The following is a 25,404-nucleotide window of genomic DNA, read 5'->3' on the forward strand; positions in this document are numbered from 1 at the left end:
TTTTGCGCGGATTGTTAAACGGGCTCTGATCAAGGGTTTTGATGCAGGTGTATAACAATCTGCAATGTATGTTGCTCTAAAAAGTGACAATTGATAGAAAAGTCTTAACTTTAAAATGAAAATATGAGTACTTCTGCTCTTTTTTTAGTAGTTTTTATTACTGGAATTACACTGGTCGTTGCAGGTCTCGGCATGGCCTTATTACTCTCTCCCAAATCATTTAATCCGCAAAAAGGTGAACCCTACGAATGTGGTGTGCCCACACATGGTACTTCATGGATGCAATTTAAGGTAGGTTATTACCTGTATGCTATTCTATACCTTATGTTCGACGTAGAAGCCATATTTCTATTTCCTTGGGCAACGGTTGTGCGTAATTTAGAGTTTCCGGGATTAATCAGTATTTTATTCTTCATTCTCATATTAGGTCTGGGCTTAGCATATGCTTGGAGGAAAGGAGCATTACAATGGAAATAAAAAATATATACATAAAAGGTATTCCTACAGAGGAATTCAAAGACAATGAGTATCTGGAAAACCAGATAAAGGAACTTAACGAAAACGGAGTTCCTGTTGTTGTCGGCAAACTCGATGATCTTATCAACTGGGGACGCTCAAACTCTGTTTGGCCTTTAGCCTTTGCTACCAGTTGCTGTGGTATTGAGTTTATGGCTTCGGCAGCTTCTCGTTACGATCTTGCCCGTTTTGGTATGGAAGTTACGCGTAATAGTCCTCGTCAGGCCGATACGATGGTTGTGGCCGGTACTATTGTACACAAAATGGCTCCACTCCTCAAGCGTGTTTACGATCAGATGGCAGAACCGAAATATGTCATAGCGATGGGTAGTTGCGCTATCTCGGGAGGTCCTTTTGTAGACTCATATCATGTGGTGAAAGGAATAGATGAGATAATGCCTGTCGATGTATATATTCCCGGCTGCCCTCCTCGTCCCGAGGCATTATTCTACGGGTTGATGCAGTTGCAGCGCAAGATTAAAGTTGAGAGATTCTTCTTCAAAGTAGATAAAAAGAAAAAATAATTAGATATCGGAATCAGAAGTGTAACTCTGATTTGCTTAATAAAGATCGATGGAAAATATCAAAAAGGTTATATTGGAAGCTGTTCCGGAGGCTGTAATAGAAGATGCTGCTAAGCTGACTGTTACTGTTGAGCCGGACAAATTGCGCCATTTGGCTAAAACTCTTCGCGATAATGCGGAGTGGCCTTTCGATTATCTGGCTATGTTGACAGGGATGGATTGGGGCGAAAAACTAGGCGTAGTATATTTATTGGCTTCGTCGAAAGATTTATCGAAAGAAGTAGTCCTGAAAACGGGAACTGCCGATAGAGAAAATCCGTTGCTTTATACTGTAACCGATATTTGGGAAACAGCCCATTACAATGAGCGTGAAGTTTACGCCATGTTTGGTATTCGTTTCATCAACAACCCTGATATGCGTCGTTTCTTTTTGAATGCAGACTGGAATGGTTTTCCTCTCAGAAAAGATTATGATGCAAATCCTGTTTTAAATCCTGTTTCTGTTAAGAGTAAAGATATTATTGATATCGCTCCCCGTATTATGGAAACACCTGCGGGACTGAAAGAAGAAACTGTAAGGATCTTTGAAGAAACAGATTATATAATAAATATAGGCCCTCAACATCCTTCTACTCACGGAGTAATGCATTTCCGTGTTGCGCTCGAAGGTGAGATGGTTAAGAAGATAGATGTGCATAGTGGTTATATCCATCGCGGAATAGAAAAGATGTGTGAGAACATGACTTATCCACAAATACTACATCTTACAGACCGTTTAGATTATCTTTCTGCTAATATAAATCGTCATGCACTGTGTATGTGTGTCGAAAAAGCTGCTGAAATAGAAATACCTGAGAGAGCTCAGTATATCCGTACCATAATGGATGAACTGAATCGCATCGACTCTCACCTTGTAGCATGGGGTACTATGTGTATGGACCTTGGTGCTACCACAGCCTTTATTTATGGCATGCGTGAGCGGGAAGAAATACTTAAGATAATAGAAAAAACAACAGGTGGACGCCTTATTATCAACTACAATGTGATAGGAGGAGTGATGTTCGATCTTCATCCCGATTTTCAGAAAGATGTAAATGCTTTTGTGAAAATTATGCGTGAGCGTTTGGTCGAATATGCGCGTTTATTTACAGGAAACGTAATTGCAGTAGGCCGTATGAAAGGCTTAGGATTGCTATCGACTGAAGAAGCTATTTCTTATGCTGTTACAGGACCTGCCGGTCGTGGTTCGGGCTTCTCTTGCGACATACGTAAACATGTACCATACGCATTGTACGATCAGGTGGAATTTTCGGAAGTTATTCGCCACGAAGGCGATGCTTTTGCACGATATCTGAACCGTCTGGACGAAATAGAAGAATCACTTAAGATTATCGAACAACTTATAGATAAAATTCCGGCAGGTGATTTCTTAGCCAAAACCAAAGCTATAATAAAATTACCCGAAGGCGAATACTATCAACGAGTTGAAGCCGGTAGGGGTGAGTTTGGTGTGTATATCAACAGTAGAGGAGATAAAACACCTTATCGTTTGAAGTTCCGTTCACCGTCTATGGCTGCTGTTTCGGCTATGCCACTGATTTGTGCAGACGAAAAAATTTCAGACTTTATCGGTATCGGAGGATCTATGGACTATGTGATACCGGATATTGACCGTTAACCAAGATTATTTATTCAATATAACTAATATATATGTTGTTAAACTATTCGCGACCGTTAGAAATAATAGGTTTGTTAAGAAGATTTGATGTTTTTTTGACAGAAAATTTACCTACATGGGCGGTTCTGGCTATCGAATTTGTGCTGGTTGGCGTTGCTTTGCTGACTATGTATGCTGTATTAGCCTTGTTTTTGATATATTTAGAACGGAAAATCACAGCTTTCTTTCAGGCCCGCTTAGGTCCCAACCGTGTTGGTAAATATGGAGTAGTGCAGAGTGTTGCCGACATGGTAAAGATTCTGATAAAAGAAATTATCCATGTAAATAAATCGGATAGATTCCTGTTTTTTACGGCTCCGTTTTTTATGATTGTATCTTCGATGCTTACATTCGGGGCTTTACAGTTTGGCGAAGGTCTATATGCTGTCGATTTCAATATTGGTGTATTCTATGTCCTAGCTGTATCTTCGTTAGGTATTATCGGGGTTCTCTTGGCTGGATGGTCGAGTAACAATAAATACTCCATGATCGGGGCAATGCGAAGTGGGGCACAATTTATAAGTTACGAACTTTCGGCCGGATTTGCCCTTATGACTATGGTTGTATTGTCGGGTACTATGAGCTTTTCTGAGATTATACACGGGCAGGCATATTGCTGGAATATTTTTAATGGTCATATCCCTGCGCTGATAGCATTCATTATTTATCTTATATCGGGACACGCCGAAACCAATCGTGGACCTTTCGACCTACCTGAAGCCGAATCGGAATTGACTGCCGGTTATCACACAGAATACTCAGGTTTGCAGTTCGGGTTTTTCTATCTGGCCGAGTACTTAAATATGTTTATTGTGGCAGGTATTGCAACAGCAGTATTCTTAGGAGGTTGGATGCCATTACATACTCCTTTCGATACATTAAATACAATATTTAATTATATTCCATCTCCTATTTGGTTCTTCGGAAAAACACTCTTCCTTGTATTCCTTAGTTTGTGGGTAAGGTGGACATTCCCTCGCTTGCGTATCGACCAACTATTGAATCTTGAGTGGAAATATTTACTACCGATTAATATGTTTAATATATTGATAATGGTAATAGTGGTCTTATTGGGTTGGACAAGTGTCGAGATCATAGCTAAAATCTTTAATTAATATCATAGCTAAAGAAAATGAGTTCAGTTTCAGAATATTTTTCAGGTTTATTCGGAGGTATTAAGTCGCTTCTTACAGGAATGAGAGTGACGTGGGGTGAATTGTGGACTAAAAAGATCACAGAGCAATATCCCGAAAACAGGGCTACTCTTGTTATTCCCGATCGTTTTCGTGGCGAGCTGATTATGCCTCATGACGAAAACAATGAACATAATTGTACGGCTTGTGGTATTTGTCAGATGAACTGCCCTAATGGAACGATTAAGGTTATCTCTAAGTCGATAGAAACAGAGGAAGGCAAGAAAAAGAAAATTCTTGACAGGTATATATATGATTTAGGAATGTGTACATTCTGTAATCTTTGTGTCATCACTTGTCCGTCCGATGCTATACATTTTGCCAATACGTTCGAAAACGCATTGTTTACACGCAGCAAACTGATTGAACAGCTTAATCATGAAGGATCTAAGCTCAAGGAAAAGAAAAAAGAGCCGAAGCCCGTTGTAACCCAGCCTGTGGCAAAAGCAGAAGAAGCCGTTCATGGAGACAATAAAGGTGCTGAAGGCATTCCTCAAACACCATTAGAACCTGTTCCGGCTCAGGATATTAAGACGGAAGGCAATGTGCATCCCGAGCTTGATATAAAAAGAGATGTGACAACAAAGACAGTACCCGCTTCGAAGCCGGAGAGTGCTGACGACGAAAAAGAAGATAAATAAAATAATATACGGTAATCAATAGATTATGGCAGAACAAATTATATTTTACATTTTAGCAGTGGTAATTGTATTCTCCTCCTTTATGGCAGTGACTACACAAAAAATTATTCGCTCAGCAACATTCTTGCTGTTTGTCCTTTTGGGAACAGCCGGATTGTACCTGTTGTTAGATTATCACTTTCTGATGGCTGTGCAGATAGCTGTATATGCCGGAGGGGTGATGGTGTTGTTTATCTTTGCTATTTTGCTGACGCACGAGCCGGGTGTCGACGTTAAGTTCGAAAAACCGGGACGGATGTTTATAGCAGCTCTTGCCGCTTTGGCCGGACTTGCTATTTGCGGACATATCATATTCTATAATGTGAATAGGTTTTACACTTATGTTACACAGAACGAATTGGAGATGCAAGACATTGGTATGGCTATGATGGGTACTGATAAATATCAATATCTGTTGCCATTCGAAGCAATCAGTATATTACTGTTGGCTTGTATAATAGGGGGATTAATGATTGCCAGAAAAAGATAAGAAAAAAGATATATAAGTTATGGGTGATTTTATAACAAGTTTTCTGTCGGGGCCGGTGCCTATTGAGGCTTATTTGGCTGTAAGTACGCTGATGTTTTTTGCAGGAGTATATGGATTCCTTTCCCGCAAAAACATGCTGATGGTTCTTATTTCGGTAGAACTGATGCTTAATGCGGCAGATCTTAATTTCGTAGTGTTCAACCGCTATCTTTATCCGGGACAGCTCGAAGGGTTTTTCTTTACCCTGTTTGCTATAGGTATAGCTGCTGCCGAAACAGCAATAGCGATAGCTATTATCATCAATATATACCGCAATGTGAAGAGTATATATGTAGATGAGAATATAACTAAAATGAAAAACTAAGTAAGGAAATAGATTTAAGATATGGAACACTTTAATTATTCTATACTGATACTCGTCCTTCCGGTCGTTATGTTTTTGATACTGGGATTGGGTGGTAAATATATGAAACCTCTGGTTGCCGGAGTCTTAGGAACTATTTCCCTGACTGTGATGACAATGTTGTCATACATAACAGCTTATCAGTATTTCTTCAATGTAGGTAAAGGTGCCGATGGAGTTTATCAGGCAATAAGAGTATTCAATTTTGAATGGTTGCGCTTTACAGATAGCTTGCATATTGATCTGGGAATGTATCTCGATCCCATTTCGGTAATGATGCTTGTTGTTATTACTACCGTATCGTTGATGGTACATGTCTACAGTTTAGGCTATATGCAAGGTGAGAAAGGATTTCAGCGCTACTATGCTTTCCTTTCTTTGTTTAGTTTTTCTATGCTTGGGCTTGTGGTGGCAACGAATATTTTCCAGATGTATATTTTCTGGGAACTTGTGGGAGTTTCTTCATTCCTCCTTATTAGTTTCTACTATGTTAAACCTTCGGCTGTGGCAGCCTCTAAGAAAGCTTTCATTGTCACTCGTTTTGCCGACTTTTTCTTCCTTGTTGGAATCTTATTATTATCATATTTTACAGGAACGTTTGATTTTGCGAAACTTACCGCTTCGGAAGCTGCTCTCTGTGTTTCTTCTACCGCAGGAGCTTCATTCTTGGGTATGTCTGTCCTATCATGGGCTATGCTGCTCATTTTTATGGGAGGTGCAGGTAAATCGGCAATGATGCCGTTCCACATCTGGCTACCCGATGCTATGGAAGGTCCAACGCCGGCTTCGGCACTTATCCATGCTGCAACGATGGTTGTAGCCGGAGTATTCCTTGTAGCACGATTGTTTCCTATATATCACTTCGGAGCACCCGAAATACTTACTGTCATCTCTTGGGTAGGGGCTATTACAGCACTGTTTGCTGCCATAGTGGCTTGTACACAAACAGATATAAAGCGTGTATTGGCATTCTCTACCATATCGCAGATCGCATTCATGCTTACCTCGTTAGGCGTATCCGAATATGGAGGTCATCATGGATTGGGTTATATGGCTGGTATGTTCCATTTGTTTACACATGCGTTCTTCAAAGCTTTGTTGTTCCTTTGTGCCGGAGCTATTATTCATGCAGTGCACAGTAATGAGATGGACGATATGGGAGGACTTGCGAAAAAATTACCTATCACAGCTATCACCTTTGGTATAGCATGGTTGGCTATAGCAGGTATCTGGCCGTTTTCGGGTTTCTTCAGTAAAGATGAGATTTTGGCTGCTGCCTTTATGCATAATAAGGCTATCTACTTTATTCTGTCTTTCGCTGCCGGTCTTACCGCTTTCTATATGACTCGTCTGTTTCTTCGCATATTCTTTTACGAAAAGAAACACTACCATCACGAACCGCACGAAGCCGGCCCTGCAATGTCTGTGCCGTTGATTATATTAGCAGTTTTTGCAGCATTAGCAGGATTTGTTCCTTTTGGCAAGTTTGTTACTTCCGATGGAGCAAACTACGACATGCATATAGATATGCAAATAGCCATCACCAGTGTGATAATATCGTTGGTAGGAATCGGCATTGCATTCAGACTTTATTATAAGAAAAATGAATTGCCTGATAAGATTGCAAGCAGTATAAGTACATTATACAAATGGGCACACAATAAATTCTATTGGGACGAATTGTGGCTGTTTGTTACTCGTAGTATAATCTTTAAACGTATCTCAAAACCAATTGCATGGTTCGATAAGAAGTATGTTGATGGTTTTATGGATTCATTAGCTTATGTTACGCAGGCTGCATCAAACTCTATCAAGAATTTCCAATCGGGCTATATACAGCAATATGCATTGGCCTATCTACTTGGTGCATTAATTCTTGTTGTTGGTTTTTGCGGATGGTTGATTTGTTTTATTTGTAAGTAAGATTTAGATTTAAAATACAAGAATATGAGTATTCTTTCATTATTTGTTCTGGTACCTGTGTTGATGTTAGTGGCATTTATACCTTGTCGTAATATAAAACAGGTACGCACCGTAGGAGTGGTTGGTGCAGTTATTGAAGTTGTTCTGGCTCTCGTCCTTTTATTTATGTTCTATCAGGAAAGGGGGGCAGGGAATACGGCAGAAATGTTGTTTACATACGACAAGGTTTGGTTCGAAGCATTGAACATACATTATGCTATCGGAGTTGATGGTATATCTGTACTTATGATATTGTTAACTTCAGTCATAATATTTACAGGTACATTTGCCTCATGGAATATGAACCCTCTGCCAAAAGATTTCTTTATGTGGCTTACCCTACTTTCGGTAGGTGTGTACGGATTCTTTATTTCATTAGATATGTTCACTATGTTCTTTTTCTACGAAATAGCTTTGATTCCGATGTATCTGCTCATAGGACTATGGGGTACAGGGCGAAAAGAATATTCGGCAATGAAGCTTACTCTGATGCTGATGGGAGGATCTGCCTTTCTTGCGGTAGGTATCTTTGGTATTTATTACAACTCATCGGTCACAGGAGATTATACATTTAATATATTGGAGATTGCAGCTAATAATGCAATCCCTGTTTCGGCTCAGTATTGGATATTTCCTCTTACATTCCTCGGGTTTGGAGTACTAGGTGCTCTTTTCCCATTTCATACATGGTCGCCCGATGGTCACGCATCTGCGCCTACTGCGGTTTCCATGTTGCATGCGGGAGTGTTGATGAAACTTGGAGGATATGGATGTTTTCGCATAGCAATGCGCTTGATGCCTCAGGCGGCTGACGAGTTGTCGTGGATATTTATTATTCTTACAGGTATTAGCGTAATCTACGGAGCTTTGGGTGCAATTTCTCAGACAGACTTGAAATATATAAATGCTTACTCATCTGTAAGCCACTGCGGACTGGTATTGTTTGCTATTTTGATGATGAATCAGACTGCAATGACAGGGGCAGTGATGCAAATGTTGTCTCATGGTTTGATGACAGCCCTTTTCTTTGCTCTCATAGGTATGATATATGGACGTACTCATACTCGCGATATACGGGAGTTGGGTGGACTGATGAAAATAATGCCCTTCCTGAGTGTGTGTTATGTAATTGCCGGACTAGCTTCTCTTGGGCTTCCGGGGCTAAGCGGATTTGTGGCAGAGATGACCATTTTTGTAGGAGCATTTGAACATAACGATATGTTCCACCGAGTATTTACTATCATAGCCATATCTTCGATTGTTGCTACCGCTGTATATATACTCAAAGTGGTTGGGAAAATATTATATGGCCCGGTACAAGATCCACATCATTTAGAATTGACAGACGCAGTATGGCACGAAAGAATAGCAACTGTAGGTCTGATTATTTGTGTAGCCGGGATGGGGTTATTTCCGGGATGGATCTCCGATCTGATCAGTGCAAGCCTGACATATATAAAATAAGGAAGAGTAAATAGTAATATTAAGATATAAAAATAAAGATGGATTTAAGTAACTATTTGTTGATGAAGCACGAATTATCACTTATCGTGGTATTTCTATTACTTATTATTTACGATTTGTTTGCTTCAGACAGCGCAAAGAAATATTATTTTCCTGTAGCTTGTACTATATTCCTTGCTCATACAGTTCTATGTTTCTTTTTCAAAGACAATGGAACCTCCTTTGCAGGAATGTATGTTACAGGGTCTGTATACCATACAATAAAGAATATACTGAATATTGGAGTTTTTCTTATCCTGTTGCAAGCTAACTCATGGTTGCAGAAACCTGAATCCATAATCAAGAGAGGCGAGTTTTTTATGCTCACTGTTCTCACTTTGCTGGGTATGTATCTGATGATTTCGGCAGGCAACTTCTTGTTGTTCTATATCGGACTCGAAACAGCCTCATTACCTATAGCAGCATTAGTAGCATTCAATAAGTACAAACACGAGTCGGCGGAGGCTGGAGCTAAATATATATTTAATGCAATATTTTCTTCTGCATTAATGCTTTTTGGGTTATCGTTCCTTTACGGAGCTACCGGTACATTATATTATGCCGACATCGCTGCGAACATATATCCATCGCCACTAACAATTATGGCTATGATATTTGTAATGTCAGGCTTGTTCTTCAAAATATCGTTGGTTCCTTTCCATTTGTGGGCTCCCGATACTTATCAGGGTGCACCTACAAACGTAACACTTTACTTATCCACTATATCTAAAGGAGCTGCTGTTTTTGCTCTTATGGCTATTTTGTTCAAAGTGTTTCCGTCAATGCAGGATGTATGGGTAAATATTCTTTGGATAATTATATTGGTAACTATAACTATAGGTAACCTTTTTGCTCTTCGTCAGAAAAATATGAAACGTTTCCTTGCGTTTTCTTCAATATCGCAAGCCGGCTATATTATGTTGAGCTTATTTACCGGTACTGCCGAAGGTATGGCTGCTACAGTATTCTATATATTTGTATATGTATTCTCCAATCTGGCTGCTTTTGGTGTTATATCTGCAATAGAGGATAAAACGGGAAAAGTGAATATGGATGATTATAATGGATTGTATTCTACCAACCCTAAGTTAGCCCTTGCTATGATGATCGCTATGTTCTCGCTGGGAGGTATTCCTTTTGCTGCCGGATTTTTTAGTAAACTGTTTGTATTTATGGCAGCAATGGAACAAGGTCATGTATTATTAGTGTTCTTGGCATTTCTTAATACAGTAATATCATTGTATTATTATTTACTGGTTGTAAAAGCAATGTTTATTAATAAAAACAATTCGCCTATCGAAACTGTTAATACTGATAGCTATATGAAAATTTCACTGGTTGTGTCTATGGCTGGTATCTTTATCATAGGAGTTGTTAGTTGTTTCTATGAATATATAAACAGTGTAAGTTTTGGTATATATTAAAGAATATTAAATGATAAATAAAAATTCGACAGATGACTTATCTTTGTCTATCTGTCGAATTTTATTGTAATAAATATACATTAATCTATGAATTTATCTATTTTACTTCAAGCAGCAGAGCCAGTAGTTGAAATGGCTGAACAAGTTGCTCAAACAGCAGCCGCTCCGGAAGAAAGCTACTTGAGTTTGGTAATGAAAGGAGGATGGATCCTCCTGCCTATATTCCTTTTATCGCTTTTGGCTATTTATGTAATTATTAACAAATGGCTGGTGATAAATCGCTTGGGTAAAAAAGATTCTGTTTGGTTGTCTCGTGTAATCGAATTGGTGCATGAGGGAAAAATAGATAAAGCATTAAAGTTTTGTGTCGAACGTCCTTACGCATCCGCTAAAGTTATAGCTGCCGGATTGAAAGAATTTGACAGAGACGATAATGAAATTCAGGAAGCAATGGAAGTTGAGGCTCGTCAACAGATAAATGTTCTCGAAAGCCAAATGAATTGGCTGGGGATAACCGCTTCTATTGCACCCATGTTAGGATTTTTAGGAACTATATTTGGAGTAATAAAAATATTTTATGATATTGCCAGAACAAACGATTTGGCAATAGATACTATATCTACTGGTCTTTATCAGAAAATGATATGCTCGGGAGCAGGTTTATTGGTCGGTATAGTTGCCTATGCGGGATACTATATCCTAAACGGACGTATTGATAAAGCAGTAGTAAATATCGACAAAGAATCGAACGAGGTAATAAAAGCTATCAGAGCTTGTAAAAGGGGACAGCAAGTTACTGAAGCTTAATTTTAGGTGTTAAGCTAATAAATAATAGGGAATACAATAAGACATGAAGATTGAACGTAGAAAAACAAGGACAGCCGAGGTTTATACCGCATCACTGAACGATATAATGTTCTTCTTGTTGCTGTTTTTCCTGATTATATCTACTATGGTTACACCGGCAGCTATAAGAGTGTTACTCCCTAATGCTTCAACATCGGAGCAGGTTGTGACAAAGAAAAATATAAATTTGATAATCACTCGTGATTTAAGATACTATATCAATGATAAAGAGCTCTCTAAAGATGAGATAGAACCTACATTAAAAGCCATTTTGGATAAAAAGGCTGAAAATGAAGAAATGAATGTCCTTTTACAGGCTGATAAATCGTTAAGCCTACAGGACGTTGTTGATATTATAGATATTGGTAACAGGCTACGAGTGAAGATGGTCCTGTTTACCCAAAAACCGGAATAGTTAAGACTTAAAATAAAAAAACATGATCGTTTTCACTAATTATACTAATAGTTAGTGAATTTTATGAAAGATGTATGCAACATTTCTCTTCAAGCTGCATCTTTAAAATGAAGCTCAGCTAATATGAATGAACTGCAAATTATAGCAGGTTGTAAAGAACAGAAGCGCGAAACTCAAAAACTACTATACGAGAAATATGCTCGTATGATGTATAGTATTTGTTTGCGTTATAGTTCCGATGCAGACTCTGCTCAGGATTTATTGCAGGACGGATTCATCAAAGTATTTGCCAATATTGATTCGTTTCAAGACAGAGGCTCATTTGAAGGTTGGTTGAAGCGCATATTTATAAACCTAGCTTTAGAAAACTTAAGAAAGAAGAAAGCAATAATTCAAACTTCGGATGATGTGCAAAATCTTCCTGATGTAGTCGATGACTCTACAGAAGAAGACCAAATGTATAAGATTTCGGAAAACGAATTGTTGAAAATGATACAGGACTTGCCCCGAGGTTACTCTACTGTCTTCAACCTCTATGCTATAGAGGACTATTCTCATAAGGAAATTGCTAATATGTTAGGTGTAAGTGAAGGTACTTCTCGTTCTCAATATGTCAGGGCAAGACAGATATTGCAAGAGAAAGTTAAACGATATGTAAAAGAGAGATCGTAGTGATGGATATGGAAAAAGATAAAATAAAAGATCTGTTCTCCTCAAAGCTAAGCAACTTTGAGCCGGACGTGCCTGCTTCGGTATGGGGTGGGTTAGATCAGATTTTGTCTAATCAGCCAGCTCCTTCAGTTGATGCTTCTTCAGCGTCTTCGTCATCATCGTCAGGAAGTGCAACAGCTACTGCGGTAGGGAAGGCCTCTCTTATAAAGACAATAGCTATAGCAGTCGGGGTTGCTGCTGCGGTTGTTACCGGAGTGCTGCTTATCCCGGGGACGGAAGAGCCTGTAGCGATAGAACCTAAAGTAGTTGCAGAAGATGCCTTTGAACCGGAAACAGTGCAAGATGAGGATACTATTTCTATTGAAGAATTTATTAAGTCTCCTGTTAGAAAAAAAGTAATCGTAGAGCAGAAGACATTATTAGCCGATGTTCCGGTTCAAATGTCTGCTATGCCTATTGCAAAAGATGATAGTATTAGCGAAGTGCCGGAAAAAGAAAATAAAATAGAAGAACTGGAGAAACCTGCAATAGCAGAAGCAAAGGTTATATTACCAAAGAAAAACAGGTCAAAAGGATTTTCTCTTGGTGTTGCTGCGAGTGCAAATTTACTCTCTGAAAATGTTAGTGAACAAGGAGGTAGTTTGCTATTTTCTCATCCAATTAGGACAGAAGCCTTTAATAGAGCATTAGTAAAAGAGAACAGTAATTTTAATCTGAAACACAGACAGCCCATTTCTTTTGGAGTAACAATTAGCAAAGAGATTTACCCACGCTTGTCTGTAGAAACAGGTATTGTATATACATATCTTTCATCGAAAATAACATCTAATAGTAGCTTTAACATAGAGGAGTCTCAATACTTTAACTATTTGGGTATACCATTATCTCTAAATTATACGTTTTATGAATTAGGGAAAGCTAGATTCTATTTATCGGTAGGTGGTATGATTCAGAAAGATATTAACGGTAAGTATGTTAGTGATATGAAAATATCTATTAAAGGCGTTTCCATTCCTATGATGGAACCTAGTGTATACTATTCCGAACCATATTATATTAGAGAATCAGTGAAACAGTCTAATCCGCAACTTTCTGCACATACAACACTTGGAGTAGCATATCCTATCTATAAAAAGTTGTATCTTTATGGAACTATCGGAGGAGCTTATTACTTTGATGCAGGAAATAAATACAGTACAATATATTCGGACAGAAAAACACAGTTGAATCTGAATATGGGACTTAAGTTTGATTTTTAAATAATTTGTTACTAAAAATATATTAAACATGAAATCACCTTTGTTAAAACTGGTTTTGGGAGTATTCTCCATTATAATGCTTATGACTTCCTGTCTGGGAGACGGGGATAGTTCGGTAAAGAGAGATCGGGATTTCGCTTACGTTACATATGACGAGGCAACCGGGGCAAAATATGCAGTAACAAGCGTTGGCTACTTGAAACATAGTGAAATAAATAAATTAGAGGCCGGTCGTTGTTATTGGATAGGATATAAAATTTTGCTAAACGGTACCGGTGGTACTTATCAGGCAGAGTACGTAAATGTGTTGGATAATGGTTATCCGATACCTCAAAAAAGCTTAGTAGATGGAGCTCCATATTACGGGATAGATCCAAGTATTGTAGAAAGTGATAGTATCAATGCAACTTCTATTTCTATTTCAGCATTTGCTCCAACTAAATATATTGGAGATTCTTGGTTATTTACTTTTAGTGTACCTGCATTGAAAGAAAAAGAAGGCGTGAATGCATATTTCTATTACGATAGAAATAATCAAAGAGATGAGAATGGAGCTATAATAGGTAGTGGAGCCACCAGTGACGATGCTAAGAACCGAGTTGTTATTGATGTGGTATTTCTTAAAACAGATACAGATCCTGAAAATACACCAACACTGCCTCGTACAGTAAATGCTATAGGTAATTTATCCGAACTTCGTTATTTGTTTAATCCTAAATATACAGGGGCTGAAACTACAGCTGATGTAGCTATTAAGTTTAGATATGTTGTTCCTGCTACAAGTACAACAGTTCCTGCAACAACAAAATATATAGGAGCATGGTCTGGTACTAATGTTTACTATATGACATTTGGATCATAGTCGAATACATCCTTTTTAGATATTGAAAAAGACGCGGCTTATTTGGTTGCGTCTTTTTTATTGATACATTTATAACCTAAAAAATAGATAATGGTTTTTGAGTTTTTGAAAGAGTACTTACCTCAAATAATAGCTTCGGCTATTATAATCTTATTAACGCCTTCTTCTAAATATATATTGGGGAAAATTGTGAAGAAGTATGGAGTACTAACATTGAAGTCTGAAACTCGTATGCTTCATGTTGCAAGAGTTATTAATATTTCTGTCAATTTCATATGTATTGTTACTTTGGCCGTAATATGGGGTGTTCAACCTCAGAATATGCTGGTTGCCGTTTCCTCTATCTTTGCAGTTATAGGAGTGGCATTATTCGCCCAGTGGTCGCTGTTGAGCAATGTAACAGCCGGTATTATTATTTTCTTTTCTACTCCTTTTCGTATGGGAGATAAAATACATATATTGGATAAAGATATGCCTATAGAGGCTACAATAGAAAGTATATTAACTTTTTACACGCATCTAAGAACAGATAATGGAGAACTTATCGTAATTCCTAATTCTTTGTTTTTGCAAAAAATGGTTTCGGTAGGAAAATAATATAGATATCTGTAGCAGTTGATTTTTTTTTTATATTTGTGAATGTATAACCAGCAGGAAATAAAAAGATATGGTCAATTGATTGTAACTGAATGTTGTTCTGTAATAAAATAATAATAGGTCGCTGACCTTAAAATAAATAAAGTATGTCTGTAAATAAGGTGATATTAGTAGGGAACGTAGGAAAAGATCCGGATATAAAATATTTCGATAATGGAAGTGCTGTTGCCAATTTTACGTTGGCTACAACAGAAAGAGGATATACAGCTGCCAACGGAACCCAGATTCCCGATAGGACAGAATGGCATAATATTGTTTGTTGGAGGGGTTTGGCTAAAGTTGCAGAGCAATTTGTAAGAAAAGGAACTCAGGTATATATAGAAGGAAAAATCCGTTCGCGTACCTACGACGATGCAAATGGTGTAAAGCGTTACGTGAATGAAATATATGCAGATAATCTTGAATTGCTTGGTAGCCGTAGGCGTGAAGGAGAAGGTGAATCTAGTTACACTTCTGCTAATGAGTCTTATAAACAACCTTCGAATACCAGTACATACAACAGCACACCAAATGTATCTGAAGAGGACGATCTGCCTTTTTAATATTCATAAATTTACTACATTTATATGTAGTCTATAATTTTATAAACGGATTAAACCGGATGTGACAACATTTGCTTTAGTCTGTTTCTTGTAAATATGAGAAAGTCTCTGTTTTTGATTATATCTATCATTGTAATTGTTTCGTGTAGTGAGTACAGCCCGAAGCCTCAAGGATATCCTCGTATAGAAAGAGCTCAATTTAGGGAAGTTTTATTCGATCATTCCTATTTCTCTTTTTCATATCCTTCCGATGCAAATGTAGAGGAAGTGAAAGATAAACAGCCTACTCAAAACGATTTTTGGTTCAATGTTCAATATCCTGCTTATAATGCAACTATATATTGTACATATATTCCATTTGCCAAAGGGGAATTTAATCAGTTAGTCGATGATAGTTATCATTTGGCATATAGTCATGCAGCTATTGCAGCGGGTATTTCTCAGACTACTTATAGAGATTCCATAAATCATGTCTACGGGGTTATGTATGGCATAGAAGGTTCTGTGGCTACTCCCATACAATTTTATTTGACCGATAGTATTTCCAACTTCTTACGAGGTTCTTTATATTTTGATCGGGAGGTAAAAGCAGACTCAATCTCTCCGATTGTACAACTTTTGAAAAAGGATATTACTACACTTATGGAGTCTTTGAGATGGAAGAACAATAATTCGTCTAAGAGATGAAGTCCTTTAATAATATTGCCTATTTATTGTTGGTTGTTTTGGGGCTTTGTTTGTTCCTGTTTCTTGATGCAAAAGATATTACAATTTTGTACGATAATACTTACTCTGTTTTTATGTCTAAAATGTCGTATTCTGACATTTTGCATATAACAGCAACAGATGTACATCCGCCTCTCTATTATTGGGGACTGAAAGCATATAGTTCCATATTTGGAGACTCTTTATTTTCTTTTCGAATATTTTCTACTTTGGGAGTATTAGCCATACTTATTTCAGGGTGTATCCCTATCCGCAAATTGTTTGGAGATAAGGTAGCCATCTCTTTCATTTTACTTATAATACTATTTCCCATAACTCAGTATCTCGCTACTGAGATAAGGATGTATTCGTGGACAATGTTTTTTGTTCTGTCTTGTGCCTTGTCCGCTTATTACGTTTTTCTTGAGGGTAAAACAATTCATTGGATATTATTCCTGCTTTCGGGGATTCTATCGGCTTATTTGCATAACTATGGGCTGTTAAGCGTCTTGGGTATATACTTTCTACTGCTAATTGCATTCATTTATAAGAAGAAAAATATACGAAATATAGTATTCTGTGCTTTGGCTTTTAGTGTTGCTTATCTCCCGTGGTTATTACAGTTGATAACTCAAATGGAGAGTGTTTCGGAAGAGTATTGGATAAAATCATTAGCTAAAAACGATCTGTTCCTACATATCTATTACCTGTACTCTCCGAAGGAAATATGGCAGCCATTTACTCTTTTCTCTAAGACTCAGATGGTGATTTCACTTGTCTTGCTTATGTCGGTACAACTCCTGCTCACTTTAATTGCTTTCGCTTCGTGGATTAAGTCTCGAAGTAAAGATATATACATTGCAGCTTTCTCTTTTCTCACTTTTATTATACCGATACTCATAGGGGCTGTCCTATCAATAGTTTACACTCCTATACTGGTGCCTCGTTTTATGACATGTTCGCTTGCTCTATTTGCTCTTAGTTTAGCTGTTGTCTTGGCAAAAGTATACGAGCTTAAAACAGCTCGCTGGTTATTTTACTCTTTCTGGTTTTTGTTGAGTATAGATGCAAGTGTAAGGGTTTACTCGAACCTAAGCTATTATAAACAGACAGAGGTTGCATACATAGAACTGCGGGATTTTGTGTCCAAAGAAGATTCTGTTCCTGAATTTGTTGTAAATGATTTTTCTTATCATGTAATGCCACGTTTACAGCTCATTGTTCCCCGAGGAGAATATACTCTTTTGTTGGAGGAAGATTCTTTGGATATTCGTCCTTTCTGTCTTAGAGAAATCAAAAAGAAGTATCTTGAATTAGATCGCTTTATCTTAGTTCATCAGCAACGCGAGGCAGTTCAGAATGACTTTCGGTGTTTTCTGCATTCTTTGAGCGAACGATATGTAGTTACTGATAGCTTGTATGCTACCGATATATATTTGTATAAATTGAAGAAGTTGAAAACTGAACTAGATGTTTTAAATTATTAAATGATAGACGATGCCCCCGTAGATTCAAGTATTTTTTCTACCTTTGTAGCCTGAAAAATAGAGATATTGACATGGCAGATACCAAACAGCAATTCGAGCATGTGATAGCGATATGTCGCAACCTTTTTTCCAAAAAATTAAAAGACTACGGAGCTTCGTGGCGTATTCTCAGGCCTCAATCGGTTACAGATCAGATACTGATTAAAGCAAAACGGATACGCAGTATAGAGGAAAAGGGAGTAAGTCTTATAGATGAAGGTATAATGCCCGAATTTATTGGTATTGTCAATTATGGCATAATAGGTCTTATACAACTCGAATTAGGCTACTCGGATGGTGTCGACTTGGATGAGAATCAAGTGTTGACCTTGTATGATAAGCATATGACAGAGACAAAAGAACTGATGTATGCCAAAAATCATGATTATGATGAAGCATGGCGCTCTATGCGAATCAGTTCATACACAGATCTTATTCTGACAAAAATATACAGAACCAAACAAATAGAAGAAAATAGAGGTAAAACAATAGTTTCGGAAGGTATAGATGCCAACTATATGGATATGATTAATTATTCATTGTTTGGGCTGATCAAGCTGGAATACCCCGATGGGGAAGAATCGTAAACATCGTAAATGACCGGGAAGAATATTATAGTGAAAGTGTTAGTTGAGATTTCCAGAATTATACTGGGACTGACTTTTATTTTCTCTGGCTTTGCAAAAGCAGTTGATCCATTTGGGTTTGCCTACAAAATTGAGGACTATTTTACTGCTTTTCATCTGTCTACTTTTTCTTTTCTTGCATTCCCTATTTCGGCTGCACTCTGCATTGCTGAATTCGCTATGGGAGCTTGTATGCTCTTCGGACTATATCGTAAATGGAACTCGCGGCTTATGCTTGCGGTTATGATTTTCATGACCTTGCTTACTCTATATCTGGCGATAGCTAATCCTGTCGAAGATTGCGGCTGTTTTGGTGATGCTCTGATTATTACCAATTGGCAAACATTCTATAAGAATATAGTGCTTTTGTTCTGTGCTATTGTAGTCTGTATATATTGTGAACGCATAAGTAACTTCTTTACAGGTAAGACCTATTGGTTGGCTTTTCTGTATATATTCCTATTCATAGGGCTCTTTGTGTTCCGCAATTACCTGTACGATCCCTTACTCGATTTTCGTCCTTATCGGATAGGCGCAAATCTTCCTGAGCTAATGGATGTTGAAGTAGGAAAGGGGAGGATAGAGGAATCTACATTTGTGTATGCCAAAGATGGGGTGGAAAAGGAATTTGCAGAAGATAATTATCCATGGGAAGATAGTACATGGGTATTTGTTAGAATGGATACAAAAGTCATTAGTGAAGGTATTTCTTCTCCAATAAAAGACTTTACAATAAATGAATTGACATTCGATGCCAAAAGGACGGAAGTCATCAATCAGTCTGATATTACATCAGATGTATTGGCGGATAGCAATTATGTTTTTCTGATGATTACTCCTTCTCTTGAAAGGATGAATGATTCTTATTTGAGTAGTTTCGAGGATGTAGAAAACTATGCCAACGATTATGGATATAAATTCTATTGTCTGACAGCATCTTCCACTGATGAGATTATAAAGTGGGCAAATGAGAATACGGTAAACTTTGACTTTTGCACAATGGATGAACGAACCTTAAAGACTATTATTCGTTCCAATCCGGGCTTGATTCTCTTGAAAAATGGAGTTGTTGTCAATAAATGGGCAGATATAGCTGTCCCGTCCGAAAAAGATCTGACAGGCGATCTTGATACACTTGGCTTTGGTCAGTTTGTCGATCAGGATGAGAAAGACAAGCAAAATATTATAGCTCTTTCGGTAGTCTTTCTATTACCTTTACTTGGTTTGAAGGGCTTCGATATATTGTTTTTCAGACGAAAAAAGAATAAAACTAAAGAGGAAAATTTGGAAGAACAGATTTCAGAATAATAAATATAATAAACAATTCGATTATGAGAAAAAACATTGTAGCAGGAAACTGGAAGATGAACAAAAATTTGCAAGAAGGTGTTGCTTTTGCAAAAGACTTGGAAGCTGCACTTGCAGGTAAAACTTTGAAATGTGATGTAGTGATAGGAACTCCATTTATACATTTGGCTAGTGTCGCATCATCTACAAAACTTGGCGTTGCTGCTCAAAACTGTGCAAATAAAGTTTCCGGAGCTTATACAGGTGAGGTATCAGCTGCTATGATTGCTTCTACCGGAGCAAAATATGTAATACTAGGGCACTCGGAACGTCGTACATATTACGGAGAAACAGATGCTCTTTTGAAGGAAAAAGTAGTTCTTGCTTTGGCAAATGGATTAACTCCTATCTTTTGTATTGGTGAAACTAAAGATGAAAGAGAAAAAAATATACATTTTGATGTAGTGAAAAGACAAACAGTAGATGCTTTGTTTAACCTTTCTGCTGAAGATTTTTCTAAAATTGTTATAGCATACGAACCTGTTTGGGCTATAGGTACAGGATTGACTGCAACTTCTGCTCAGGCTCAGGAAATGCACGCATTTATCCGTGAAACTATTGCCGATAAATATGGTAAAGAAGTAGCAAATAATACTTCTATACTATACGGAGGTAGTGCCAATGGAGGTAATGCCAAAGAATTGTTTGCTTGTCCTGATATTGATGGAGGTCTTATTGGAGGAGCTTCTCTCGAAGTAGAGAAATTTATTCCGGTAATCGAAGGATTTTAATATAAGATAGATTATAATATAATTGCGGGAATAACAGATTCCCGCAATTTACATACTATAAAGATTATGAAAAAGGGCTTTTATTTCTTGTTTGTACTTACTCTTATTTCTATATCTTCTTTTGCTCAGAGTGAAGAAAGAAGTATTATAGAAGAGCTGAATTCCTCAAAGTGGGGACAAGGTAATGTGAAAGTACTGCAAGACGAGGCTATTAACGGACTGCTTGGAATTCGTCAGGAAACTGATACAACTAAAAAATTTGGTCATGTAGATCCTAATGCTGAATTTGTACGGGTAAAAGGATTTAAAATTCAAGTCTTTTCAGGAAATAATCAGCAGCGATCTAAAAGAGAGGCTGAGTCTAAACAGGCGCAAGTACGTTCGGCTTTTCCCGAGTTGGAAACAGTCGTTAGCTTTCATTCTCCTTTTTGGCGGCTTAGAGTTGGCAATTTTCTTAAGAGTGACGAAGCTGAAGCTGTACTTAAAGAGATGAAGAAAACATTTCCGTCTTTTGGTCGGGAAATGTATGTAGTACCCGATGTTGTAAAGCGCCCTGTTGAATAATTACTATAGTGTGTAAAAAAGACTTTAGAATGCAAGAAGAAAAAGAGATAGAACTATTAGCTACTCACTATAAGAATATAATTGGTCTGTTGGGAGAGAATTCTGATAGAGAAGGATTGAAAGATACGCCTGTAAGGGTTGCCAAAGCAATGCAATTTCTCACCAAAGGCTATGAGGAAAATCCTCAGGATATTCTAAGAAAAGCTTTGTTTAAAGAAGATTATCGCCAGATGGTGATAGTTAAGGATATTGGTTTTTACTCCTTGTGTGAACATCATATGTTGCCATTTTGGGGGAAAGCGCATGTCGCATATATTCCCAATGGATATATAACGGGACTCAGTAAGATAGCCAGAGTTGTAGATGTTTTTGCTCGCCGGTTACAGGTTCAGGAGCGTATGACGTTGCAAATAAAAGATTGTATTCAGCAAACACTGAATCCACTCGGGGTTATGGTTGTTATAGAAGCCCAGCATATGTGTATGCAGATGCGAGGTGTGGAGAAACAGAATTCGACAACAACCACGTCCGATTTTACAGGAGTATTTAATCAGGCGAAAACTCGCGAAGAATTTATCAATCTTATCCGGTAGAGGATATGTAGAAAGATTTATTTGCGAGGTTTTTACAATAGAAAGTGAAACCTCGCTTTTTGTTTTTTATATTTGCAACGATGTACCTTTACAACATACATACCCATAAGGCTTGTACCAGCGATGCCGGATATCAGGTTAGGTGTATCTTGAATACCTATCCAGATACATTCTATGCTCAAAAAGAGAGCAGTCCGGATGTGTGGTTTTCTTGTGGCATCCATCCGTGGCATACATTCGAAGCAGAACGAAAGATGGATTTGTTAAGATCTATTGCTTCTCAGGATAGGGTAGTAGCTATAGGTGAAGCCGGTTTGGATAAGCTCCGAGGCGAGTCTATAAGCAGACAAATAGAAGTGTTTAGCGCCCAGATAGAATTGTCGGAACAGATAAGGAAGCCTCTTATTATTCACTGTGTAAAGGCGTGGGAGGAATTAATTTCTTTATATAAATCCTATAGGCCCGATATGCCTTGGATTATTCATGGTTATAGGGGTAACGTTGAACAAACAAAACAATTAGTAAAATTAGGTTTTCGGTTTTCGATAGGAAGTAAATTTAATCCGAACTCTTTGGCATATATTCCTCTCAATTCGTTGTTTTGTGAAACTGATGATTCGGATGTGTCTATTTGTCGTATTTATTCTGGTTTATGTGCAGTGTTTGGCTTGGATATAAAGCGTTTTAGCGACTCTGTTGGAAATAATTCTGTCAAAATGTTTTATTTTTCTCGTTGAATGCTATTAGGGTATCCTTTATTTAATTATTTTTACCGATCTTAAAACTATATTATATATATAATGATTGATGTAAACGCTCATATTCTATTGATATATACAGGTGGGACGATAGGTATGGTCGAAAATCCCGAAACGGGATCGTTAGAACCGTTCGATTTTTCACATCTCAATAGTCATTTGCCCGAGTTGCAAAGATTTCGGTTCCATGTAGATCATATTGTATTCAATCCGGTCATTGATTCATCAGATATTACTCCCGAGCATTGGAAGAAGATGGTACATACTATAGAAAGCAACTATAACAAATACGATGGATTTGTTATTCTGCATGGTACAGATACGATGTCTTTTACTGCGTCAGCTCTAAGTTTTATGATAGAGAACCTTCATAAGCCAATAGTGCTTACAGGGTCGCAACTGCCTATTGGGAAGTTGCGTACCGATGCCAAAGAAAATCTTATAACAGCTCTCGAGATAGCTGCGGATAAAGACGAACTGGGAAATCCTATAGTGCCCGAAGTATGTATATTTTTTCAGAATGATTTGCTGAGAGGCAATAGAACAACAAAAGTGAACGCAGAAAACTTCAATGCGTTTAAGTCTTATAATTATCCTAATCTTGGTAAGTCAGGAATTCAAATCAGGTATGACAGAAAAATAATTCATCAACCCGACTTTGATAAGAAAACGGCATTTCATTACCGCCTCGATACACGTATAGCCACACTTAAGCTTTTTCCGGGTATCGAGAGACAGACTGTAGAGACTATTCTGGCTCTTAAAAATATAAAAGCAATTATTCTTGAAACCTATGGGTCAGGCAATGCGCCCCTTTCTCCATGGTTTGTAGAAGCTATACGCGAAACCGTGAAACGTGGAGTTATTGTTCTCAATATAACCCAATGTAATATAGGAATGGTAGATATGCAGCGTTACGAAACTGGACGAGAGCTCTTAAAAGCAGGAGTAATCAGTGGATTTGATGCAACCTTTGAGACAGCGATTACTAAACTTATGTTTTTGATTGGACATAAGTATGAAAAAGAAGACATAAAGATCAGAATGAGAGTACCTATGGTGGGTGAAATTACACGTTTAGAAGACCGAACGAATGAAAGATTATGAAAATCTGCGCCTTCTGGCAGAAAAGGCAGAACCTTTGTTTCGTCAGTTTTATAAAAAAAATAGAAAGCATCTAAAAAAAATGGATGTCAGGGTTCAAGAATTGCACTCTGAATTTTCCGAAAGAATAGACTGTTTGTCTTGTGCAAACTGTTGTAAGACTTTAGGGCCGGCAATATATGATAAAGATATTGAGCGTATCGCAAAAGCCTTGAAAATGAAGCCATCCGAAGTTGTCAATTCATATCTCAAAATGGATGAGGATGGCGATTATGTTTTCCAATCTATGCCATGTCCATTCTTAATGCCCGACAATTATTGTTCTATATATGAGAGTAGGCCAAAAGCTTGTCGTGAGTATCCTCATACAGATAGAAAGAAGTTCGAACAAATCTACATGTTGACTGTTAAAAATGCTAAGACTTGTCCTATTGCGTTTGAAGTATTGTCAAAATTGATTGAGAAATAAGAAATACAAAACCTTGTAATGAGATACATTTTTATTCTTTTCATTCTCTTTTCTGTGGGAGAATTTTATGTAAGTGCTCAGGATACGAAATCCGACTCAGTAAAAGTAGCATATGAGAGGGCAGATACAGTCAGAAGCCGTATTGGTTCTTTCATTTCTCATCAGACAGATGCACTTGTTGGTTCTGTTTTTGGTGCTTCTAGACAATTGAGTAATGCAGATAGTATTATAAATAGATTTGATGCCTTACCATCTTTTGGTATATATAAAGATAACTATATTGTCGTGGGAACGAATCTGTTTGAAAAACCTACAAATCTAAATTCAGATGCAAAATTTCAGGTCAGTATTCGTCATAAACTAACCAATAGTACCCTGCCTTTCAAAACATATGTGTTTTTAACTTATACTCAAAAAGCTTTTTGGAATGTGTTTCAAAAATCTTTTCCCTTCCGCGATCTTAATTATAATCCAACAGTCGGGCTGGGGCGAGCTCTAGTTAGACATAATCGTTTTCTGGGAACTATGACCCTTCAGTTCGAGCACGAATCTAATGGTAAGGATGAAGAAGATTCTCGCAGTTGGAATAAAGTTTCATTCGGTACTCATTTTACATTAAATGATCGTTGGACTATGCACGCAAAAGCTTGGATTCCAATAGTTGATGGAGGCAATAATAAGGATATAGTAAAATATTCAGGGTGGGGAATGTGGGGAATGGATTATTCCAGCCCTAAAAAGAAATATAATTTCGGATTTCTTATGACCAAGAGAGGGGGGCGAAACTTAAATGCGAATATTACAGCTAATTTTGCTGTCCGGTTATTCAATGATGATAATCAATTTCTCTTTTTAGAATACTATAATGGCTATGGAGAATCCATGTTAGACTACAAACAATTTCGCCAACGCTTAAGGCTCGGTATTGTGATTAAGCCAGACTTCATCAGTTTGTATTAATTTTTTTTTCTTTTGAAAGTTGTTCATTTATAGTATCTTGTTTGTTTGGTAAGAAAAAAGATTAAAAATAGTTTGGATAATATTTGGAATTGGAGAATAATTGTGTTTATCTTTGCACCCGCTTTGGGAGTTAAACGAGCGAGTTTAAAACGAGCAAAAGAATGGGTTGATGGTTTGTTTTGCGATTATGCAAGAGTTTAACTATATCACCGATTATTTTTAGTCCCTAAGTTTAGAAGCGATCTTTGAAGGAAATGAAATAACAACATTCAAGAGTGTAGTACAATCATACATTAAATTGTATGAACAAGGGTATTATACCGTCATTACTTTATTAAAGTAATAAATCGGGCAGG

The 25,404-nt window shown here is 37.5% G+C and carries 27 protein-coding genes and 1 pseudogene; all 28 read left to right on the forward strand.

The features are described 5' to 3' along the window. The first annotated feature begins 123 nt into the window (after nucleotides 1-123). The 28 genes and pseudogenes from BGC7_RS09810 to BGC7_RS09945 all read left to right on the forward strand — a co-directional run bounded on the left by BGC7_RS09810 (nucleotide 124) and on the right by BGC7_RS09945 (nucleotide 25,048). The gene (locus BGC7_RS09810; RefSeq protein WP_050701396.1) at nucleotides 124-477 is read left to right on the forward strand and encodes an NADH-quinone oxidoreductase subunit A; all 354 of its coding nucleotides are present in this window, start codon (nucleotides 124-126) and stop codon (nucleotides 475-477) included. Next, the gene (locus BGC7_RS09815; protein WP_050701397.1) at nucleotides 468-1,040 is read left to right on the forward strand and encodes an NADH-quinone oxidoreductase subunit B; all 573 of its coding nucleotides are present in this window, start codon (nucleotides 468-470) and stop codon (nucleotides 1,038-1,040) included. The genes BGC7_RS09810 and BGC7_RS09815 overlap by 10 nt, the downstream gene beginning before the upstream one ends. Nucleotides 1,041-1,089: 49 nt before the next feature. After that, nucleotides 1,090-2,718 (forward strand): NADH-quinone oxidoreductase subunit D, encoded by a 1,629-nt coding sequence (locus tag BGC7_RS09820; protein ID WP_050701398.1) that lies wholly within the window; start codon nucleotides 1,090-1,092, stop codon nucleotides 2,716-2,718. A gap of 32 nt (nucleotides 2,719-2,750) precedes the next feature. Continuing rightward, nucleotides 2,751-3,872 (forward strand): NADH-quinone oxidoreductase subunit NuoH, encoded by a 1,122-nt coding sequence (gene nuoH / locus BGC7_RS09825; RefSeq protein WP_050701399.1) that lies wholly within the window; start codon nucleotides 2,751-2,753, stop codon nucleotides 3,870-3,872. 17 nt (nucleotides 3,873-3,889) lie between these two features. Next, nucleotides 3,890-4,363, forward strand: a pseudogene (locus BGC7_RS09830) (4Fe-4S binding protein); the annotation flags it as partial. A gap of 253 nt (nucleotides 4,364-4,616) precedes the next feature. Then, nucleotides 4,617-5,120 carry an NADH-quinone oxidoreductase subunit J family protein gene (locus BGC7_RS09835; RefSeq protein WP_050701401.1) on the forward strand — a complete coding sequence of 168 codons (504 nt, stop codon included), beginning with the start codon at nucleotides 4,617-4,619 and terminating at the stop codon, nucleotides 5,118-5,120. Nucleotides 5,121-5,139: 19 nt separating this feature from the next. After that, on the forward strand, nucleotides 5,140-5,484 hold the full coding sequence (gene nuoK, locus BGC7_RS09840; protein WP_050701402.1) for an NADH-quinone oxidoreductase subunit NuoK: 345 nt from the start codon (nucleotides 5,140-5,142) through the stop codon (nucleotides 5,482-5,484). Nucleotides 5,485-5,505: 21 nt separating this feature from the next. Beyond that, a complete protein-coding gene (gene nuoL / locus BGC7_RS09845; protein ID WP_050701403.1) occupies nucleotides 5,506-7,446 on the forward strand; it encodes an NADH-quinone oxidoreductase subunit L in 1,941 nt (646 codons plus the stop codon). 24 nt (nucleotides 7,447-7,470) lie between these two features. Further along, nucleotides 7,471-8,949 (forward strand): complex I subunit 4 family protein, encoded by a 1,479-nt coding sequence (locus BGC7_RS09850; protein WP_050701404.1) that lies wholly within the window; start codon nucleotides 7,471-7,473, stop codon nucleotides 8,947-8,949. A 38-nt stretch (nucleotides 8,950-8,987) separates the two neighbouring features. Further along, nucleotides 8,988-10,412: an NADH-quinone oxidoreductase subunit N gene (locus tag BGC7_RS09855; protein ID WP_050701405.1), complete on the forward strand. Its 1,425-nt coding sequence runs from the start codon at nucleotides 8,988-8,990 to the stop codon at nucleotides 10,410-10,412. A gap of 87 nt (nucleotides 10,413-10,499) precedes the next feature. Next, nucleotides 10,500-11,219 (forward strand): MotA/TolQ/ExbB proton channel family protein, encoded by a 720-nt coding sequence (locus BGC7_RS09860; RefSeq protein ID WP_050701406.1) that lies wholly within the window; start codon nucleotides 10,500-10,502, stop codon nucleotides 11,217-11,219. A gap of 43 nt (nucleotides 11,220-11,262) precedes the next feature. After that, on the forward strand, nucleotides 11,263-11,673 hold the full coding sequence (locus tag BGC7_RS09865) for an ExbD/TolR family protein (protein ID WP_050701407.1): 411 nt from the start codon (nucleotides 11,263-11,265) through the stop codon (nucleotides 11,671-11,673). Nucleotides 11,674-11,796: 123 nt separating this feature from the next. Then, nucleotides 11,797-12,345, forward strand: coding sequence for an RNA polymerase sigma factor (locus tag BGC7_RS09870; protein ID WP_050701408.1), 549 nt, complete (start codon nucleotides 11,797-11,799; stop codon nucleotides 12,343-12,345). Nucleotides 12,346-12,353: 8 nt separating this feature from the next. Beyond that, nucleotides 12,354-13,604 (forward strand): hypothetical protein, encoded by a 1,251-nt coding sequence (locus tag BGC7_RS09875; RefSeq protein ID WP_242034327.1) that lies wholly within the window; start codon nucleotides 12,354-12,356, stop codon nucleotides 13,602-13,604. Between the two features lie 28 nt (nucleotides 13,605-13,632). Beyond that, nucleotides 13,633-14,466: a hypothetical protein gene (locus BGC7_RS09880; RefSeq protein ID WP_050701410.1), complete on the forward strand. Its 834-nt coding sequence runs from the start codon at nucleotides 13,633-13,635 to the stop codon at nucleotides 14,464-14,466. Between the two features lie 90 nt (nucleotides 14,467-14,556). Beyond that, nucleotides 14,557-15,063: a mechanosensitive ion channel family protein gene (locus tag BGC7_RS09885; protein WP_050701411.1), complete on the forward strand. Its 507-nt coding sequence runs from the start codon at nucleotides 14,557-14,559 to the stop codon at nucleotides 15,061-15,063. A 146-nt stretch (nucleotides 15,064-15,209) separates the two neighbouring features. Then, nucleotides 15,210-15,665, forward strand: coding sequence for a single-stranded DNA-binding protein (locus BGC7_RS09890; RefSeq protein ID WP_050701412.1), 456 nt, complete (start codon nucleotides 15,210-15,212; stop codon nucleotides 15,663-15,665). Nucleotides 15,666-15,761: 96 nt separating this feature from the next. Next, nucleotides 15,762-16,352, forward strand: coding sequence for a gliding motility lipoprotein GldD (locus tag BGC7_RS09895; RefSeq protein ID WP_050701413.1), 591 nt, complete (start codon nucleotides 15,762-15,764; stop codon nucleotides 16,350-16,352). Then, nucleotides 16,349-17,857 (forward strand): glycosyltransferase family 39 protein, encoded by a 1,509-nt coding sequence (locus BGC7_RS09900; RefSeq protein WP_050701414.1) that lies wholly within the window; start codon nucleotides 16,349-16,351, stop codon nucleotides 17,855-17,857. The genes BGC7_RS09895 and BGC7_RS09900 overlap by 4 nt, the downstream gene beginning before the upstream one ends. Nucleotides 17,858-17,928: 71 nt before the next feature. Next, nucleotides 17,929-18,483, forward strand: coding sequence for a DUF1599 domain-containing protein (locus BGC7_RS09905; protein WP_050701415.1), 555 nt, complete (start codon nucleotides 17,929-17,931; stop codon nucleotides 18,481-18,483). Between the two features lie 9 nt (nucleotides 18,484-18,492). Next, complete coding sequence (locus BGC7_RS09910) at nucleotides 18,493-19,830, forward strand: BT_3928 family protein (RefSeq protein WP_050701416.1); 1,338 nt, start codon at nucleotides 18,493-18,495, stop codon at nucleotides 19,828-19,830. Nucleotides 19,831-19,853: 23 nt separating this feature from the next. Beyond that, nucleotides 19,854-20,600: a triose-phosphate isomerase gene (tpiA, locus tag BGC7_RS09915; protein WP_050701417.1), complete on the forward strand. Its 747-nt coding sequence runs from the start codon at nucleotides 19,854-19,856 to the stop codon at nucleotides 20,598-20,600. Nucleotides 20,601-20,666: 66 nt separating this feature from the next. Further along, nucleotides 20,667-21,164, forward strand: a complete 498-nt coding sequence (locus BGC7_RS09920; RefSeq protein ID WP_050701418.1) for an SPOR domain-containing protein — start codon at nucleotides 20,667-20,669, stop codon at nucleotides 21,162-21,164. A gap of 29 nt (nucleotides 21,165-21,193) precedes the next feature. After that, entirely contained in the window at nucleotides 21,194-21,757 is a 564-nt protein-coding gene (folE, locus tag BGC7_RS09925) for a GTP cyclohydrolase I FolE (protein WP_050701419.1), read from the forward strand. 80 nt (nucleotides 21,758-21,837) lie between these two features. After that, on the forward strand, nucleotides 21,838-22,494 hold the full coding sequence (locus tag BGC7_RS09930) for a TatD family hydrolase (protein ID WP_050701420.1): 657 nt from the start codon (nucleotides 21,838-21,840) through the stop codon (nucleotides 22,492-22,494). 63 nt (nucleotides 22,495-22,557) lie between these two features. Then, nucleotides 22,558-23,622 carry an asparaginase gene (locus tag BGC7_RS09935; protein WP_050701421.1) on the forward strand — a complete coding sequence of 355 codons (1,065 nt, stop codon included), beginning with the start codon at nucleotides 22,558-22,560 and terminating at the stop codon, nucleotides 23,620-23,622. Continuing rightward, nucleotides 23,609-24,088 carry a YkgJ family cysteine cluster protein gene (locus tag BGC7_RS09940; protein WP_050701422.1) on the forward strand — a complete coding sequence of 160 codons (480 nt, stop codon included), beginning with the start codon at nucleotides 23,609-23,611 and terminating at the stop codon, nucleotides 24,086-24,088. Before BGC7_RS09935 ends, BGC7_RS09940 begins: the two co-directional genes overlap by 14 nt. Nucleotides 24,089-24,106: 18 nt before the next feature. Next, a complete protein-coding gene (locus tag BGC7_RS09945) occupies nucleotides 24,107-25,048 on the forward strand; it encodes a phospholipase A (RefSeq protein ID WP_050701423.1) in 942 nt (313 codons plus the stop codon). The last annotated feature ends 356 nt before the right edge of the window (nucleotides 25,049-25,404 follow it).

The sequence above is a fragment of the Dysgonomonas sp. BGC7 genome, assembly GCF_001261735.1.
Classification (GTDB): Bacteria; Bacteroidota; Bacteroidia; order Bacteroidales; family Dysgonomonadaceae; genus Dysgonomonas.

What these genes read in the sequence shown, in the direction of transcription:
- BGC7_RS09835 (WP_050701401.1), top strand. Translation starts at nt 4,617, where the DNA reads ATGGCAGAACAAATTATATTTTACATTTTAGCAGTGGTAATTGTATTC.
- BGC7_RS09900 (WP_050701414.1), top strand. Translation starts at nt 16,349, where the DNA reads ATGAAGTCCTTTAATAATATTGCCTATTTATTGTTGGTTGTTTTGGGG.
- BGC7_RS09895 (WP_050701413.1), top strand. Translation starts at nt 15,762, where the DNA reads ATGAGAAAGTCTCTGTTTTTGATTATATCTATCATTGTAATTGTTTCG.
- BGC7_RS09870 (WP_050701408.1), top strand. Translation starts at nt 11,797, where the DNA reads ATGAATGAACTGCAAATTATAGCAGGTTGTAAAGAACAGAAGCGCGAA.
- BGC7_RS09910 (WP_050701416.1), top strand. Translation starts at nt 18,493, where the DNA reads ATGACCGGGAAGAATATTATAGTGAAAGTGTTAGTTGAGATTTCCAGA.
- nuoK (WP_050701402.1), top strand. Translation starts at nt 5,140, where the DNA reads ATGGGTGATTTTATAACAAGTTTTCTGTCGGGGCCGGTGCCTATTGAG.
- BGC7_RS09880 (WP_050701410.1), top strand. Translation starts at nt 13,633, where the DNA reads ATGAAATCACCTTTGTTAAAACTGGTTTTGGGAGTATTCTCCATTATA.
- BGC7_RS09905 (WP_050701415.1), top strand. Translation starts at nt 17,929, where the DNA reads ATGGCAGATACCAAACAGCAATTCGAGCATGTGATAGCGATATGTCGC.
- BGC7_RS09865 (WP_050701407.1), top strand. Translation starts at nt 11,263, where the DNA reads ATGAAGATTGAACGTAGAAAAACAAGGACAGCCGAGGTTTATACCGCA.
- BGC7_RS09860 (WP_050701406.1), top strand. Translation starts at nt 10,500, where the DNA reads ATGAATTTATCTATTTTACTTCAAGCAGCAGAGCCAGTAGTTGAAATG.
- BGC7_RS09945 (WP_050701423.1), top strand. Translation starts at nt 24,107, where the DNA reads ATGAGATACATTTTTATTCTTTTCATTCTCTTTTCTGTGGGAGAATTT.
- BGC7_RS09855 (WP_050701405.1), top strand. Translation starts at nt 8,988, where the DNA reads ATGGATTTAAGTAACTATTTGTTGATGAAGCACGAATTATCACTTATC.
- BGC7_RS09875 (WP_242034327.1), top strand. Translation starts at nt 12,354, where the DNA reads ATGGAAAAAGATAAAATAAAAGATCTGTTCTCCTCAAAGCTAAGCAAC.
- BGC7_RS09920 (WP_050701418.1), top strand. Translation starts at nt 20,667, where the DNA reads ATGAAAAAGGGCTTTTATTTCTTGTTTGTACTTACTCTTATTTCTATA.
- tpiA (WP_050701417.1), top strand. Translation starts at nt 19,854, where the DNA reads ATGAGAAAAAACATTGTAGCAGGAAACTGGAAGATGAACAAAAATTTG.
- BGC7_RS09820 (WP_050701398.1), top strand. Translation starts at nt 1,090, where the DNA reads ATGGAAAATATCAAAAAGGTTATATTGGAAGCTGTTCCGGAGGCTGTA.
- BGC7_RS09940 (WP_050701422.1), top strand. Translation starts at nt 23,609, where the DNA reads ATGAAAGATTATGAAAATCTGCGCCTTCTGGCAGAAAAGGCAGAACCT.
- BGC7_RS09815 (WP_050701397.1), top strand. Translation starts at nt 468, where the DNA reads ATGGAAATAAAAAATATATACATAAAAGGTATTCCTACAGAGGAATTC.
- BGC7_RS09930 (WP_050701420.1), top strand. Translation starts at nt 21,838, where the DNA reads ATGTACCTTTACAACATACATACCCATAAGGCTTGTACCAGCGATGCC.
- BGC7_RS09935 (WP_050701421.1), top strand. Translation starts at nt 22,558, where the DNA reads ATGATTGATGTAAACGCTCATATTCTATTGATATATACAGGTGGGACG.
- nuoH (WP_050701399.1), top strand. Translation starts at nt 2,751, where the DNA reads ATGTTGTTAAACTATTCGCGACCGTTAGAAATAATAGGTTTGTTAAGA.
- folE (WP_050701419.1), top strand. Translation starts at nt 21,194, where the DNA reads ATGCAAGAAGAAAAAGAGATAGAACTATTAGCTACTCACTATAAGAAT.
- BGC7_RS09810 (WP_050701396.1), top strand. Translation starts at nt 124, where the DNA reads ATGAGTACTTCTGCTCTTTTTTTAGTAGTTTTTATTACTGGAATTACA.
- nuoL (WP_050701403.1), top strand. Translation starts at nt 5,506, where the DNA reads ATGGAACACTTTAATTATTCTATACTGATACTCGTCCTTCCGGTCGTT.
- BGC7_RS09850 (WP_050701404.1), top strand. Translation starts at nt 7,471, where the DNA reads ATGAGTATTCTTTCATTATTTGTTCTGGTACCTGTGTTGATGTTAGTG.
- BGC7_RS09885 (WP_050701411.1), top strand. Translation starts at nt 14,557, where the DNA reads ATGGTTTTTGAGTTTTTGAAAGAGTACTTACCTCAAATAATAGCTTCG.
- BGC7_RS09890 (WP_050701412.1), top strand. Translation starts at nt 15,210, where the DNA reads ATGTCTGTAAATAAGGTGATATTAGTAGGGAACGTAGGAAAAGATCCG.